The organism is Actinoplanes sp. NPDC026670 (assembly GCF_040638175.1).
Lineage (GTDB): Bacteria > Actinomycetota > Actinomycetes > Mycobacteriales > Micromonosporaceae > Actinoplanes.
In genome coordinates, this window is the sequence record NZ_JBEZXU010000037.1 from 20,612 (window position 1) to 36,228 (window position 15,617).

At 70.3% G+C, this 15,617-nt stretch carries 12 protein-coding genes and 1 tRNA gene; 6 read left to right on the forward strand and 7 right to left on the reverse strand.

The window, feature by feature from the left end:
• The first annotated feature begins 56 nt into the window (after positions 1–56).
• The 5 genes from AB0E94_RS31295 to AB0E94_RS31315 all read left to right on the forward strand — a co-directional run bounded on the left by AB0E94_RS31295 (position 57) and on the right by AB0E94_RS31315 (position 6,832).
• Entirely contained in the window at positions 57–1,055 is a 999-nt protein-coding gene (locus AB0E94_RS31295) for a LacI family DNA-binding transcriptional regulator (protein WP_360333517.1), read from the forward strand.
• A 138-nt stretch (positions 1,056–1,193) separates the two neighbouring features.
• Positions 1,194–4,661, forward strand: a complete 3,468-nt coding sequence (locus tag AB0E94_RS31300; protein WP_360333520.1) for a LamG-like jellyroll fold domain-containing protein — start codon at positions 1,194–1,196, stop codon at positions 4,659–4,661.
• 49 nt (positions 4,662–4,710) lie between these two features.
• A complete protein-coding gene (locus tag AB0E94_RS31305) occupies positions 4,711–5,421 on the forward strand; it encodes a GntR family transcriptional regulator (RefSeq protein WP_360333523.1) in 711 nt (236 codons plus the stop codon).
• The gene (locus AB0E94_RS31310) at positions 5,418–6,245 is read left to right on the forward strand and encodes a sterol desaturase family protein (protein WP_360333526.1); all 828 of its coding nucleotides are present in this window, start codon (positions 5,418–5,420) and stop codon (positions 6,243–6,245) included. The genes AB0E94_RS31305 and AB0E94_RS31310 overlap by 4 nt, the downstream gene beginning before the upstream one ends.
• Positions 6,242–6,832 carry a lysoplasmalogenase gene (locus tag AB0E94_RS31315; RefSeq protein ID WP_360333529.1) on the forward strand — a complete coding sequence of 197 codons (591 nt, stop codon included), beginning with the start codon at positions 6,242–6,244 and terminating at the stop codon, positions 6,830–6,832. Before AB0E94_RS31310 ends, AB0E94_RS31315 begins: the two co-directional genes overlap by 4 nt.
• A gap of 8 nt (positions 6,833–6,840) precedes the next feature.
• Here AB0E94_RS31315 and AB0E94_RS31320 read toward each other — a convergent pair.
• The 6 genes from AB0E94_RS31320 to AB0E94_RS31345 all read right to left on the reverse strand — a co-directional run bounded on the left by AB0E94_RS31320 (position 6,841) and on the right by AB0E94_RS31345 (position 13,419).
• Positions 6,841–6,913, reverse strand: a tRNA-Cys gene (locus AB0E94_RS31320).
• Positions 6,904–8,058 carry an ankyrin repeat domain-containing protein gene (locus AB0E94_RS31325; RefSeq protein WP_360333532.1) on the reverse strand — a complete coding sequence of 385 codons (1,155 nt, stop codon included), beginning with the start codon at positions 8,056–8,058 and terminating at the stop codon, positions 6,904–6,906. Before AB0E94_RS31325 ends, AB0E94_RS31320 begins: the two co-directional genes overlap by 10 nt.
• Before the next feature lie 206 nt (positions 8,059–8,264).
• Complete coding sequence (locus AB0E94_RS31330) at positions 8,265–10,625, reverse strand: Hsp70 family protein (RefSeq protein WP_360333535.1); 2,361 nt, start codon at positions 10,623–10,625, stop codon at positions 8,265–8,267.
• 182 nt (positions 10,626–10,807) lie between these two features.
• Positions 10,808–11,464 (reverse strand): carboxypeptidase-like regulatory domain-containing protein, encoded by a 657-nt coding sequence (locus AB0E94_RS31335; RefSeq protein WP_360333538.1) that lies wholly within the window; start codon positions 11,462–11,464, stop codon positions 10,808–10,810.
• Between the two features lie 344 nt (positions 11,465–11,808).
• A complete protein-coding gene (locus tag AB0E94_RS31340; protein WP_360333540.1) occupies positions 11,809–12,162 on the reverse strand; it encodes a DUF1304 domain-containing protein in 354 nt (117 codons plus the stop codon).
• 132 nt (positions 12,163–12,294) lie between these two features.
• The gene (locus AB0E94_RS31345; protein WP_360333543.1) at positions 12,295–13,419 is read right to left on the reverse strand and encodes an acyl-CoA dehydrogenase family protein; all 1,125 of its coding nucleotides are present in this window, start codon (positions 13,417–13,419) and stop codon (positions 12,295–12,297) included.
• 91 nt (positions 13,420–13,510) lie between these two features.
• On the opposite strand from AB0E94_RS31345, the gene AB0E94_RS31350 reads away from it, so the two are divergent.
• The gene (locus tag AB0E94_RS31350; RefSeq protein ID WP_360333546.1) at positions 13,511–14,881 is read left to right on the forward strand and encodes an aldehyde dehydrogenase family protein; all 1,371 of its coding nucleotides are present in this window, start codon (positions 13,511–13,513) and stop codon (positions 14,879–14,881) included.
• A 55-nt stretch (positions 14,882–14,936) separates the two neighbouring features.
• Here the strand turns inward: AB0E94_RS31350 and AB0E94_RS31355 are convergent, their stop codons facing one another.
• Positions 14,937–15,569: a GntR family transcriptional regulator gene (locus tag AB0E94_RS31355; protein ID WP_360333549.1), complete on the reverse strand. Its 633-nt coding sequence runs from the start codon at positions 15,567–15,569 to the stop codon at positions 14,937–14,939.
• Positions 15,570–15,617 lie beyond the last annotated feature (48 nt).

Consider the following 15,617-nt stretch of genomic DNA (forward strand, 5'->3'; position numbering starts at 1 on the left):
ACATGACGAGGGTGCCGGAAACGGTGCCGGAAACTGGGGAGGAAACGCTGAGCACCATGGATCGCGCGGTCACCATCAGCCAGGTGGCGGCGCTCGCGGGGGTCTCCACCGGCACGGCGTCGAAAGCCCTCAACGGCCGGGGCGCGCTGCGGCCGGAGACCCGGCTACGCGTTCAGCAGGCCGCCGAGCAGCTCGGATTCGTCGCCAACGCGGCCGCCCGCAGCCTGCAGACCGGCCGCACCTACACGGTCGGGATGATCACCACCGACAGCATCGGCCGGTTCAGCATCCCGCTGCTCATCGGCGCCGAGGACGCACTCGGCGCCGGCCAGATGTCGATCTTCCTGTGCGACGCCCGCGACGACCCGATCCGCGAGCAGTACTACCTGCGTACGCTGCTCAGCCGCAAGGTCGACGGGATCATAGTGACCGGCCGCCGCACCGACGCCCGCGCGCCGATCGGGGTCGGCCTGCCGGTCCCGGTGGTCTACGCGTTCATCAGCTCGACCGACCCGCAGGACTGCTCGGTGGTGCCCGACGAGGCCGACGGCGCCCGCCGCGCGATCCGGCACCTGCTCGCCATCGGCCGCCGCCGGATCGCGCACGTCACCGGCCCCGAGCACCATCACTCGGCCAGTCTGCGGGCCCGCGCCGCCGAGGAGGCGCTGGCCGGTGAGGGTTTCCGGCCGGCCACCCCGACGTTGTACGGCGAGTGGAGCGAGGCCTGGGGCCGTCAGGCCGCCGGGATCCTGCTCAACACCGGCGCCGAGGTGGACGCGGTGTTCTGCGGCAGCGACCAGATCGCCCGCGGCCTGACCGAGGCGCTCAGCAAGGCCGGGAAGCAGGTCCCGCGGGACGTGGCCCTGGTCGGCTTCGACAACTGGGACGTCATGGTGGAGGGCTGCCAGCCGGCTCTGACCAGCGTCGACATGGATCTGGAGGGGATCGGGCGGTCGGCTGCGGAGATGCTGCTCGCGGCGATCAACGGCACTCCGGCGCACGGCCGGCACGCCCGCCCGGGCCGGCTGATCCCCCGCGCCTCGACGGCGGTCTGATTCAGGCAAACGTTTTCCTGCGGAGGCATTGACTGGCGTATCTGCGGTTCGTAACCTGGGCGAAATCCCACGTTGACAGAACGCAATCGCTTGCCCGCGTTCGCTTGTTAACGCTCACATCACGCTACGGAGCGATGCATGAGAGCCTGGAAAGTCCCCGTCCTCGCCGTGATCCTCGCCGCGGCGCCCGCGACACCCGTGCTCGCCGCGGCCGACCTGCCCACCCCGGTGCTGGCCTACGAGTTCGACACGGCCGGCACGACGATCACCGACAGTTCCGGCAACGGCCTGGACGGCACCCTGGTCAACCCGGCGACCGCGGTCTTCGCCGACGGCGCGCTGACCCTGCCCGGCGGCGCGCCCACCTCGAACGGCGCCTACGTCACCATCCCCCGCAGGGCCCTCGAAGGCCACACCGAACTGACCGTCGCCACCCGCGTGAAGTGGGACGGGACGACCGCGCCCTGGCAGTGGATCTACGCACTCGGCAAGGACAACAGCCGTTACCTGTTCAGCACGCCCTACAACGGCGACGGGCGGCTGCGCACCGCGATCACCAAGGGCGGCGGCGGCGCGGAGTCACAGGTCACCGGCTCGGCGGCGCTGCCCGCCAACGCGTGGAAATCGCTCACGGTCACGCTCGGCGCGGGGCGGCTCACCACGTACCTCGACGGGGTCCCGATCGCCGCGGCGACGACCACCCTGACCGCCGCCGACCTGCTGGACGCCGGGACCACGTCGGCGGGTTTCGTCGGGAAGTCGTTCTACCAGGACCCGCTCTTCGACGGCGCGATCGACTCGTTCCGCCTCTACGGCACCGCGCTGACCGCCGAACAGGTGGTCGCCGAATCCGGCGTCACCCCGCCGACCGTCACCGGCATCACCGAGACCACGTTCGACGTGCGCACCACGATCGGCACGGCGCCGGCTCTGCCGGCCACGGTCAACGGCAACTTCACCGATGGGTACGACCGGAGCGTCCCGATCTCCTGGACGCCTGTCGACCCCGCGCAGTACGCCCAGCGCGGCACGTTCACCGTGGCCGGAACCGCCGCCGGCCGGCCGGTGACAGCCACCGTGACGGTGATCCGCGAGGGTGAGCTGGTCATCGACCTGGCCGACTCGACCGGCCCGTTCCACGGCGGCGCCTCCGGAACCCTCTACGGCCTCTACGGCGACGGCGTGCCCACCCGCAACCTGATCGAGGGCATGCGGCTGCGGACCGTCTCGACCAAGGCGCAGGACGGCCCGCAGCATCCCGGCGCCGACGCCCTCGAAGTGGTGAAACCGCTGGCCGACAGCACCGGCGGCGACACCTACATCTACATGACCGACATCCACCGCGGCTTCCCCTACCAGTGGCCGGGCAGCACTCCCGCGGAAAAGCTGAGCCTCTTCACGGAGAAGATCGCCAAGCAGGTCGACCAGGTGCTCACGCTGGCCCCGGAGTACCAGGACAACGTGGTCTTCGTGCCGTTCAACGAGCCCGAGGGCAACATGTTCGGCACCGGCGAGTGGAGCTACAACGGGGTCAGCTGGCTCAGTGACCCGGACGACTACTTCCAGGCCTGGGACGACGTCTACGCCCTGATCAAGGGGAAGATGCCGGCCGCACGGATCGCCGGCCCGAACACCAGCATCCTGTTCGACCAGGTCAAGGGCTTCCTCACACACACCGTCGAAGCCGGAACCGTGCCCGACGTGATCACCTGGCACGAGCTGAGCCACCCCGAGGCGGTCCGGGACAGCGTCGCGAAGTACCGCGAGTGGGAGAAGACGATCATCGGCCGGGAGCTGCCGATCAACATCAACGAGTACGCGTTCAACTACCACACCAGCGTGCCCGGCCAGATGATCCAGTGGATCTCGGCGATCGAGGAGTCGAAGGTCGACGCCGACATCGCGTACTGGAACATCGACGGCAACCTGTCCGACTCGGCGGTGCAGGCCAACCGCGGCAACGGGCAGTGGTGGCTGTACAACGCGTACGGCAGCATGACCGGCGACACCGTGCGGGTCAGCCCGCCGTACCCCGGCCGCAACTACTCGCTCCAGGGCGTGGCCAGCCTCGACCAGGCGAAGAAGCAGGCACGGGCCATCTTCGGCGGTGCGGCGAGCGCCGGGTACATCAGGTTCGACAACGTGCCGAAGAGCTTCGGGAAGAACGTGCACGCGTGGATCCGGGAGATCCCGTGGACCGGGCAGGTCGGCGACTCGGCCCAGCCCCGGCTGCTCGCCGAACGTGACTTCCAGGTCGTCGACGGGTCGGTCGCGGTCGAGTTCGACAGGCTGATCGAGTCGTCGGCGTACGAGATCGTGCTCGGCCCCGGAAGCCGGGAGACCGCCGGGCGGACGCCGACGCTGTGGCAGGGGTCGTTCGAGGCCGAGGACGCGAAGTACACCGGTGCCGGCTACAGCCGGAACGGTCCCGAGGGCTCGCCGTCGGACGTGTCGAAGTTCTACACCTCGGGCGGCTTCAACGTCGGTGGCCTGCGCACCGGCAGTGACGGCGTCCTCGACTTCACCGTCGACGTGCCGGCCGACGGCACCTACGACCTGAGTGTCTTCGCGAACTCGCTGAACACCTACAACCTGGTGCGGGAGCAGGGGCCGACGAACGTGTTCCTGCGGGTCGACGGCGCTGCCGAGCAGGAGGTGTTCCTGCCGCTCGGCTACAAATGGGTGGTCTGGGACCACGCCGACACGAAGGTCGCGCTGACCAAGGGCACCCACACCATCTCGCTCGCGGCCAGGAGCCTGGACGGCGTCCGGGTCACCAAGGGCGACGCGATCGTCGACCGGATCACCCTGGCCCGGCCCAACCCGGCCGCCGCCACCGACGTCTACGAGGCCGAGCTCGCTGATCTCCGGTCCGCCAGGCCGGCCAGGGACGGCGTCGAACTCGGACGTCGCGGCAGCGCCACGTTCTGGGTCTACTCCAAGGCCGACGCGGCCGCGGTCGTCGAGGCCGTCGGTGACCGTGACCTGCGGATCACCGTCAACGGGATCGCGGTCGGTGAGCGGAAGGCGACGGTGTCACTGTCCGGCGGCGTCAACAAGGTCGTCGTCACCGGCGGCGCCGGGCACGCGAAGATCGACCGGCTGACGGTCCGCGCCGGGGCGCTGCCGTCGGTCTCCTACGAGGCCGAGGCGGCCACCCTCGCCGGCGCCGCCACGGTCACCGCGAAGTCCCTGGCCAGCGGCGGCCAGGCGGTCACCGGGGTGACCGGGGCGAGCACCCTGACGTTCGCGGTCAAGGCCGACCGGGCGGGGACGTACGCGCTACGGATCCGCTACTCCAACCCGGAGCAGGCGGTCGCCACCCACTACAACCCGGACCCGCTGACCAGGCACGCCGACCTCACGATCAACGGCGGCCCGGCCGAGCGGGTGCTGTTCCCGCACAGCTTCCACGACAACAACTTCTGGGAGCTGACCGTCCCGGTGACGCTGAAGCGCGGGTCGAACTCGCTCACCTTCTCGTCGGCGGAACTGCCGAACTTCGACGGGCTCACGTACGCCTCGGACACCTGGCCGGACGTGCTGCTCCGCTCGAAGTACGCGCCGGTGATCGACAGGGTGACCGTCGCGCCGTACAGCAGGTGACTGGTCCAACCAGTTGACGGGTTGACGTGATGGCGGGCACACTGCCGCCATGACGTTCGCACCGCTCGACCGGCAATCCGTCTCCGATCAGGTATTCGGCCGGCTGCGTGACGCCGTTCTCGGCGGCCGTTACGCAGCCGGCGACGCCCTGCCCGGCGAGCGTGACCTGGCCGCCTCCTTCGGGGTCAACCGGCACGCCGTCCGGGAGGCGCTACGCCGTCTCCAGCAGCTCGGCCTGGTCCGGGTCAGCCAGGGCGGCGCCACCCGGGTGCAGGACTGGCGGGCCACCGCCGGCCTCGACCTGGCCATGGCGCTCACCCAGACCGGCGACGTGCTCCCGGTGCCGACGCTGGCCCGCGACGTGATGGAGATGCGGGTCAGCATCGGCGCCGACGCGGCCCGGCTGTGCGCGCTCCGGGCCGCACCCGGGGCACGGGAAGCAGTCGCCGAAGCCGTCGAGGCCTACGCCGCCGCGGTGCCCGACCTGACCGCGATGGGGATCGCCGACCTGGCCGTGTGGCGGCGCATCATCGAGGGCTCCGGCAACATCGCGTACCTGCTGGCGTACAACAGCCTCACCGCCGGCGACCTGGCCGTCGGCCACGTGCCGCCGCACCTGCGGGCCGCCGAACTGCTCGACGTCGCCCTGCACCGCCGCCTCGCCACGCTGATCGCCGACGGCGACGCCCCCGGCGCCGAACGCGCGGCCCGGGCGCTGCTCACCCCGTCCGTCCCGTCGGACAAGGCGGAACGCCGATGATCCCCGCCGTCCTCTACGCGGTTCCCGCGTTCCTGCTGCTGATCGTCATGGAGTTCCTGTCGTTCCGGTTCCTGCCCGACGACGAGGAGCGCGGGTACGAGGCCCGCGACACCGCCACCAGCCTGTCCATGGGCCTGGGCAGCCAGATCGTCGGCGTGCCGTGGAAGCTGTTCACCGCGGTCGCGTTCGCCGGGCTCTACGTGATCAGCCCGTTCCGGCTCGACCCGCACGACTGGTGGGTGTGGGTGCTGCTGTTCTTCGCCGACGACCTCGCCTACTACTGGTTCCACCGGCTGCACCACGAGGTGCGGGTGCTGTGGGCCGGGCACGTGGTGCACCACTCCAGCCAGTTCTTCAACCTGTCGACGGCGCTGCGGCAGAGCTGGACCCCGATGACCGCGCTGCCGTTCTGGCTCGGACTCGCGGCCCTCGGCTTCCCACCGTGGATGATCTTCCTCCAGCAGTCGATCAGCCTCGCCTACCAGTTCTTCCTGCACACCGAGCGGATCGACAAGCTCCCCCGGCCGGTCGAGTGGTTCTTCAACACACCATCGCACCACCGGGTGCACCACGGCTCCAACGACCCGTACCTGGACCGCAACTACGGCGGCATCCTGATCGTCTGGGACCGGCTGTTCCGCAGCTTCGAACCCGAGGGCGAGAAGGTCCGGTACGGGCTGACCAGCAACATCCAGACGTACAACCCGCTCAAGGTGGCCACCCACGAGTACGCGGCGATCTGGCGTGACCTGCGTGGCGCCAGATCGTGGCGGGACCGGGCCGGATACCTGTTCGGGCGGCCCGGCTGGCAGCCCGCCGCATGATCCTGCGCCTGTTCCTCGCGGTCGCGGCGGTCGAGATCATCGCCGTGGCCGCGGACTGGACGGCCGTCCAGTGGATGACCAAACCGCTGCTCGGGCCACTGCTGATCCTCCACATGCTGACTCGTGGGCGGCGGGATCTCGTCACCGTGGCGCTCGGGTTCGCCACCGCCGGGGACATCGCACTGCTCGTGCCCGGGCAGGTCGCGTTCCTGATCGGGATGGGGTTCTTCCTCGTCGCCCAGATCTGCTTCATCCTGGCGTTCCGGCCACTGCTCGCGAAGTACGCGGCGCCCTATGGACTGCTGTGGATGCTGGCCAACCTGCTGCTCTGGTCACGGCTGGGCGCTCTGGCCGTACCCGTGCTGATCTATAGCCTCGCCCTGACCATGATGGCTGCGGCAGCGGCCGGAGTCTCCCGGCGGGTCGCCGCCGGTGGGCTGCTCTTCCTCGTCTCCGACCTGCTGATCGGGCTCGGCGCGGCCGGATTGCGGCCGCCCGCTCACGGCGTCCTGGTGATGACCACCTACGCCGCGGCGCTGTACCTGATCACCACGGGATGGGTGCGGTCGAAAGGCCGGCCGGCCTGATCGGGGTGCGGGCCCTGCCGGATTCGAACCGGCGTCCTTCGGCTGTGCAGGCCGACGCGACGACCTCTGCGCTACGAGCCCGCACCAGCCGAGATCATATCCGCGAGTTCTCTCAGGACAGTCGCCCGGTCGCGCATCCGCTGATCCCCCGAACGGTCCGCGGCGTGCGCGGCCTGCGCCGCCAGCATCCGCAGGCGCGGCACGTGCGCCCGCGCCTCAGCGGACGCCGGCAGACGTGCCGCGACCAGCCGCAACACCTCCGGGTCGGCGTTGTCGATCGCCCCGCCCACCGCGTCGGAGGTGACCATCGCGCCCCGGGCCAGCAGCGTCCGGGCCAGGTCGGCGGTCACCGCGTGCGCCCCGGTACGCAGCGTGTTCGTCACCGGAACCCGCCGGCCGAGCAGGTTCCGGGCCGCCTCCAGACGGCCGTTGACCAGGGCGATGTCTATCGGCGTGAGCCCGCCGCGGACCGGTTCGGCCAGGTCGCAGCCGGTCTCGGCCAGGCGTTCCAGCAGGTCGGTGTCGCCGGACGACGCGGCCCGGTCCAGCGCCAGCCGCCGCAGCCGGGGCGCCTCCGCCAGCGTCCCCGCGGCCAGCGCCGCCGGCCAGTCCAGCACTGCCGATCGCACCAGGTCACGCAGCTTCCCGGCGACGGCCGGCTGCTCCCCGGCCAGGTCGTCGATCGTGTCCCGCAGTTCCGCTCCGGCGTCGGCGTCACCGTCCGCCCACGGGTCGTCCTCCAGCGCCAACTGCCCGAACAGCGCCCGCACATCCACCGCGAGGCCGTCCGCCCGGTCACCCTCGGTCAGCTCCCAGCCGGACGGCAGCCCCTGCTGCCAGTAAACGACCCGCCCGGTCTCGGTATCCGCATAGAGCCGGTCCAGATATTCGAACCCGCCGAACGGCAGAAACCGCAACCTTCCCGGCTCCTGCTCGTGGTCGATCCAGCCCCACAGGTCGTGATATCCGTCCGAACCCGGCCAGAACAACTCCGTGAACGAGATCTGCCCATCCAGCTGGTAGTCGATCCGCCCACCGAAACTCACCCGCCACAGCGCGGCCAGCGCCTCCGGCACCGGCCCGGCACACCGCGCCGCCACCGCTTCCAGCGTCTCGTCGTCGATCGGCGGCCGCGCCCCGAGAATCAGCCGGTCCGCGAAAACGGCGATCCCGGCTTCGCCGGCGATCCACCGATCCTTTTCATCGAGGGACGTCGCTGAGGACATGTGGTCACCCTACTCATCTGGTACGCGCCACCCCGCCCCGCGGAACCACACCTCCCGCACTACAACGCGACGCCCGCGCCGCTCCAGCCCATCACCGCGCCTTTCGGGCGGAATCCCCACTCACCGCCCTCCCCAACCCGCGTGCCAACCAGCGGTCCGATCCGAACCACGGCGTGGCACGCGGGCTTTGGGGACGGCGGGTGGGGTTACTCGCGGACGATGGGGATGCAGTTGCCGGTGTGGTAGCTGCCGTCGGCGGCCAGGGCCAGACCGTGGCCGGACTTGGCGATCCGGGCGCACACCTTCTCGGCGTCGCCCACTGCCTCGTAGTCCTGGTCGGTGACCTTCCGGACCGACGGCTGCTTGTCCTCGTAGTAGTACTTGCCGTGCGCGGTCGCCTGGCTGCCCATCGTCGACTCCTTCGGGGACTGCCCGTCGCCGCCGTAGATGTGCAGGTGGAAGCCGTCCACCGTGTCCGGGTCCTCGCCGTTCCACTCGGCCTCGTACCAGAGGGTGAACTTGCCGTCCCGGATGGTGGCCCGGGTGAGGCAGACCCAGCGCGGGCTCTGCCGCATCTGATCGGTGCACGCCTCATCGGCCGGAACCACCGCGGCGGACTTGCTGGTCTCCGCGCTCGGCGAACCCGTCACGCCGGCCGAGTCCTCGCTGTGCTGCTGCGCGCTGTGCTGCGGGCTCGCTCCGGCGGCCGGCGTCTCCGGGTTCTTGTCACCGCCGTCGAGCCGGCCCAGCGCCCAGGCGGTGCCCGCGACACCCGCCATCATCACCACCACCAGCGCGGCGACCATGATCGTGCCGAGCGAACGCCCCGGCTTGACCATCGGCAGGCCGGCGCCCGTCGCCCCAGCCTCGGGAACCGGTGCCTGCGGTCCGCCGGCGTCGGCCCCGCCGTCACCACCGACCGGCCGGATCGCCCCGGTCGACTCGCCCGCGCCGGTTGCGATCCCGGCAGCCCCAACCGAGCCGGGCAGCCCGGTATTCGCGCCGGACAGACCCGCATCCGAGCCGGCCGAACCGGGCAGACCCGCATCCGAGCCAGCGGAGCCAGACAGACCCGCGTCTGAGACCGCCGAGCTGGGAAAACCGGCGCCTGATCCAGTCGAGCCGGTTCCAGCGGGATCCGGCCCTGCCTCGCCGGTGCCGGCGGCGGCCGAGCCAGCCTGGCCCGAAGCGGCAGCCCCTGAGACCGCAACACCTGAAGCGGCAACACCTGAAGCCGCAGCACCTGAGATCGCAGCGCCTGAGACGGCAGCGCCTGAGTCTTCGGTGTCTGGGGCTAGCGGGCTCGGGTCGGTGAAAGCGCGCGCGGCGGCGGATGAATCGGAGAGGGCGGGCACTGCGGTGAAGGGCTGCGCACTCTCAGGCCAGGCCGCGGGGACGACCTCGCCGGCACCGGTTGCCCACGGGTCGACCGGGGCCGGCAGCACCAGGGCCGTGCCCGCCTCGGAGATCTCCGCGCCCGCCTGCCACGCCGCGCCGAGCGCCACCGCGTGCTTGGGGTGGGCGTCGACCGCGACCGGGCGGCCCAGCTCCGCGGCGACCATCTGGCCGACCAGCGGAATCCGTGACGAGCCACCGACCAGCAGAACCGCACTCAGGTCGCCCGGCTCTATCCCGGCGGAACGGATCGTGCGGCGCAACACGTCGATCGGGCCGTGCAACACCGGGCGGACCATCGACTCGAGTTCGGCGCGGGTCAGCCGTACCTCCGTGGTGAGGTTTGGCAGTAAGACCGGGATCGTCACGTCGGTGTCGGCCGACAACGCCTCCTTCGCCTGCACGCATTCCTCCCGCAGGCGGGCGACGGCGGCGATCGCCGCCGCATCGTCCTCGTCGAGCCCGTCGAGGCTGCCGCCGAGGGCACCGGAGACGTGGGCGAAGACCGCCGCGTCGAAGTCGATCCCGCCGAGGCGCTCGATCCCCTCCGGTTTGCCGATCAGCTCGAAGCCGCCGACCGTCTTACGCAGCACCGCCGCGTCGAACGTGCCACCACCGAGGTCGTAGACGGCCACCGTGGCGCCCGGTTCGAGCCGCTGCTGCCGGGCGTAGAAGACCGCCGCCGCCTGCGGTTCGGTGACCAGCTGGACCGGGCCTTCGATCCCGGCGAGGCGGATCACCTGATACATCAGATCGATCTTGTACGGCCCCCAGTTGGCCGGATGCGACACACAGATCCGTTCCGGCTCGCCACCCTCGCGTGACGACACCTCGTCGATCACGGATCGCAGCATCCGGGCCATCAGGGACTCCGCCGAGTACGGCACCCCGCCGAGCAGGATCGGCGTGGGGTCACCGAGGCGGCGCTTGAACTCCCGGGCCACCCGGCCGGGTTCGGTCAGCCCACGCCGGCTGGCGATCTCCCCGGTCAGAACCGTCTCGTCGGAGCGCAGCAACACCACCGAAGGCACAGCCGCCGACCGGCTGCCCAGCGACGCGATCTCGACGTGCCCGTCGCGCCACACCGCCGCCGCCGTATAGGTGGTTCCCAGGTCGATACCGAGCGCATACATCCCGAGTGACTCCGGATCCGGTCGAACCGAGACCGACACGTGTCCGCCTCGGCTCCCCAGGAAGGGGCCCCCAGAATAGGGTCACCCGTCCCACCGGATCCCCCCGGGCGATCTCCTGCGAGTCACCCCACGACCTTCCGGGGTGACGTCTACACCCACTCGCCGTACATACCGGTCGCTGATGAGCGTTTCGGAACGCTCACCGGCGACCGGGGTTCGGGTCAGGGGCAGGGGGCGGGCTCGAGGAAGAGGTCGTACCACGAGTCCACGCCGTTGAGGACGGTCTCGAAGTTCGCCGTCAGGCCGCAGTCGCCGCCGGCAGCGGTGGCCGTCAGGGTGTAGGCGCCCGGCGCCAGGCCGGGGAACTCGAAGCCGCCCCACTCGTTGGTGGTGGTCTGGAGACCGCCCGGCTGGAGCGTGACGGTGACCTCACCCGCGGCCTCGCCCCACACGATGCCGCCCAGCGTCGCCGGCGGAACCTCCGGGTCGGCCGGCGGCGGGCACGGCTCGCCGTCCTCCGTGTGCAGGTGGATGCCGAAGGTAAGTCCGTACTGGTCGATGTACAGCAACTGGCTCGCCGAAACGGGGCAGTCACCGTTCAGCGTCGTGGACGCGGACACCAGATATTCACCGACCGGAAGGCCCGTGAAGAGGACCCGGCCGGAGGCATCGGAGTTCTGCTGGTAGCCGCCCGGCTCCAGAGTGACGGTGACCCCTTCGAGCGGAAGCCCGCCCGGGGCCCTGACCCAGCCCTCCAGTGAGCCGGTCGGCGACGCGGGTTCGGCAAGAGCGGGCGCCGCCCCGGTCATGAGAACGAAGCCGGCCAGCAGCACCGCGAACGCGGTAGTCAGCACACGCCGGACAGAAACAACAGCCATGTTCGGCCTCCCCGTGATCCACATCAGACCAGGGGATCCAACCAATCAACGCCGGACGATGTAAAGCTCATTACCGAACGCCGAGTCCGCCGCCGCACACAAACCGCGGACCCCGCCAGCCGTCGCTCAGCACGGTAATACCGCCGGCATTCCCGCGGTGAACGACGGCTCGCGGTCTCGGCCGTCGCTCAGCACGGTAAAACCGCTGGCATTCCAGCGGTGAGCGACGGCTCGCGGTCTCGGCCGTCGCTCAGCACGGTAAAACCGCCGGCATTCCAGCGGTGAGCGACGGCTCGCGGTCTTGGCCGGGACCGCGCCGGGGTGCGCTGGACGCCGGTGGGCGGTCAGTGGGCCAAGATGGTGGGGATCAGGGCCAGGACTGCGGGGACGGTCTGGATGTAGATGATCCGGCGGCTGGCGGTCAGGGCGCCCACGATGCCGGCGATCGCCACGCAGATCAGGAAGAAGACGATGACGGCGAAGCCTCCGCCCAGCAGGCCCCAGAACAGGCCGGCGGCCAGGAAACCGTTGTACAGGCCCTGGTTGAGGCCCAGCACCTTGGTCTGCTCGGCGAACTCGGGGGTGAATCCGAACGCCTTGCGGCCCTGCGGCTTGGTCCAGAGGAACATCTCCAGGACCGCGATGTAGACGTGGATCAGTGCCACGATGGCGGCCAGGACGTTCCCGATGATCAGCATGGGTGGAGACTACCTGGCCGGTGACCACCGCATTCGGCCCGCAGCGGGCGCTGCGGGCCGGGTGCCGGAGACGTCGCCGGGTAGGTCACGGGACGGCTTTCGTTGCGGTTGGCGAGCGGTGGCCGTACGAGATCAGAGTCCGTAGGTTTTTCCGATTATGTCCCGTTGGATTTCGCTGGTGCCGCCGTAGATCGTCGAGACGAGGGTGGCTCGGACGTGGCGTTCCATGTCGTATTCGGTGGCGTAGCCGTAGCCGCCCATCATCTGCATGCCGGCCAGCGCGACCTGGCGGGCGACCTCGGTGGTCTTGAGTTTGACCATGCTGCTCTCGCGCGGGAGGACCTTGTGCGGGTCGCGGTCGGCGAGGGTGGCGACCCGGTGGACGAGCAGGCGGCAGCATTCGATCTCGGTGGCCAGGTCGGCGACGCGGTGGCGTAGCGCCTGGAAGGAGCCGACCGGGCGGCCGAACTGTTTGCGCTGCTTGATGAAGTCGAGGGCGTCGTCGAAGGCGCGCTGGGCGGTGCCCAGCATCAACGCGGCCAGAATCAGGCGCTCAACATTGAGACCGGCCATCAATTGTTGCCAGCCCTGGTCAACATTGCCGACGACGGCGTCTTCGTGCAGATGTACATCCGTGAAGTACAGGTCGTTGACCTCTTTACCGCCCATCGTCTCGATGCCGCTGATCCGCAGGCCCTCGGCGTCGGCGGGGACCAGCAGCATGGTGAGGCCGGCGTGTTCGCCGGGGCTGCCGGAGGTACGGGCGACGAGCAGGATCGCGTCGGCGATGTGGGCGTTGGAGCACCATGTCTTCTGGCCGTTCACGATCCAGCCGTCGTCGGTGCGGACCGCCCGGCAGGACAGGTTGGCGACGTCGGAGCCGGCTTCGGGCTCGGACATGGCGATCGCGTAGACCCGGCCGTTGACGAGGCCGCCGAGGACTGTCTTCTTCTGCTCGCCGGACCCGGACCGCTGCACGGCGGCGGCGACGATCGCGCTGGTGGTGAAACCGCCGACCGGGGCCTGGCCGTAGGCGACGTGTTCCAGGAACAGGCAGGTGTCGAGCATGCCGGCGCCGGAGCCGCCGTATTCCTCGGGAACCGTGACGCCGAGCCAGCCGAGGTCGGCCATCCTGCGGTACAGGCCGGGGTGGTGCGGGCTGTCGCCGCGCTGCTCGCGGGTGCCGGCCTCGCGGCGGCAGAAGTCGTCGACAGCCTCGGTGAACGCCTTCTGTTCGTCGCTGAGATCGATGCTCATTTCGTCACCCTTCGAGAGTATGCGCAGGTGAATCGCCATGTTGACAGCGACCGTAACATATCAAATATCAAATCTTAGCCCGGGAGCAACGATGACCGAGGTTCAGGCAACAGTCGAGAAAGCCCGGTCGGCCGCACGCTGGTGGGGCGGGCTCAGCCATAACGAACGCCGCAGCCGTCTCCTGGCCTGGAAGCGGCACATCGCACGGCACATCGGGGAGTTGTCGGCGCTGATCGCCGAGGAGACCGGCAAACCGCAGGACGACGCCGCGCTCGAGGTGATGCTCGCGGTCGAGCACCTGGACTGGGCCGCCCGCCACGCCGGGAAGGTGCTGGGCCGGCACAAGGTGCCGAGCGGGATGCTGGCCGCCAACCATGTCGCGACCCTGGAGTATCTGCCGCTCGGCGTGATCGGGGTGATCGGGCCGTGGAACTATCCGGTCTACACGCCGCTGGGCTCGGTGTCCTACGCGCTGGCCGCCGGCAACGCCGTGGTGTTCAAGCCGAGCGAGCACACCCCGCGCACCGGGGCGTGGCTGGCCGACGCGTGGGCGGCAGCGGTTCCGGGTGAGCCGGTGCTGCAGGCGGTTCTCGGGGACGGGTCGGTCGGCGCGGAGCTGACCTGGTCGGGCGTGGACAAGGTCGCGTTCACCGGGTCGGCGGCGACCGCGCGCAAGGTGATGGCCACCTGCGCGGAGACGTTGACCCCGCTGGTCGTGGAGGGTGGCGGCAAGGACGCGATGATCGTGGCGGCGGACGCGGATCTGGACGCGGCGGCGCGGGCGGCGGCGTTCGGCGGGTTCGGCAACGCGGGGCAGACGTGCGCGGGTGTGGAGCGGGTCTATGTGGAGCGTTCGGTCTACCCGGAGTTCCTGTTGAGGCTGAGCGCGCTGGCAGTGGGCGAGCAGACGATGACGACTCCGGAGCAACCCGCGATCGTGCGGGCGCACGTGGAGGACGCCGTCTCGAGGGGCGGCCGGGCCGTGGTCGGCGGGCCGTCGTCGATCACCGACTCGACGGTCGCGCCGGTCGTCCTCGCCGAGGTGCCCGAGGACAGCATCGCGGTCACCGAGGAAACGTTCGGGCCGACGCTCGTGGTCAACCCGGTGGACGACATCGGCGAGGCGATTCGCCTGACAAATGCATCTAAATACGGGCTTGCCGCTTCGATCTTCTCCAAGGACTCGCACCGGGCCACCGGGATCGCCCGGAAGCTGCGCACCGGCGCGGCCTCGGTCAACGCCGTCCTCGGGTTCGCCGGTGTGCCGTCACTGCCGTTCGGCGGGGTCGGTGACTCCGGGTTCGGGCGGATCCACGGGGCGGACGGGCTGCGCGAGTTCTCCCGAGCCCAGGCCGTCACCCGGCAGCGGTTCGCCGCGCCGATGGACCTGATGCGGCTGGACCGGGACCCGAAGGTGATGCAGCGGGCGCTGAAGCTGTTCCACTTCCGGCACGGGCGGTGAAGACACGGGCCCGATGAGGGCACGGGAGGTAAGGCACGGGCGGTAAGGCCAAGGCTCAGGAGTCCCAGATGCCCAGGTCGTCGAGATGCTTGACCAGGCGCTCCGCCCCATCGGTGAAGTGCCTGGTCATCGCCGTGCGGGCGGCGTCCGCGTCGGCCTCGGCGAAGGCGGCGAGCACAGCCTCGTGATCAGCGCGCATGCCCTCACGCCAGCCCGGGTCGGCCGAATAGACCCGGGCCGGGGTGTAGCGGGTGGCGGTGTGCAGGAACCAGCTGAGCTTGCGCGAACGGGCCATCCGGTTGACCGCCCGGTGGAACTCGTATTCATACGTCTCCACGTCGGCGGCCTTCCGCGCGCGGGCCACCTTGCTGTGCGCCACTCGCAGCTCGGCCAGCTGGGCCTCGCTGATCCCGCCGGCGACCCGGGCGGCCAGCTCGCCGGCGATGTCGCCCTGGAGCTGGAACACGTCGAGGATGTCCTGCCGGGCGAGCGGGGCCACCACGTACCCCTTGCGGGGTTCGAGCTCGACCATGTCCTCGCCGCGCAGGGTGAGCAGCGCCTCGCGGACCGGGGTGATGCTCACGCCGAGGCCGGCGGCCACCTCTTCGAGCCGGATGCGCGCGCCCGGGCGGAGCTCGCCGGACATGATCCGGCCGCGCAGGGCGCCGGCGACCTCCTCCGAAAGCAAAGCCCTCACCTCTCGCTTTATGGGCCGTCACCGTATCAAATATCAAAA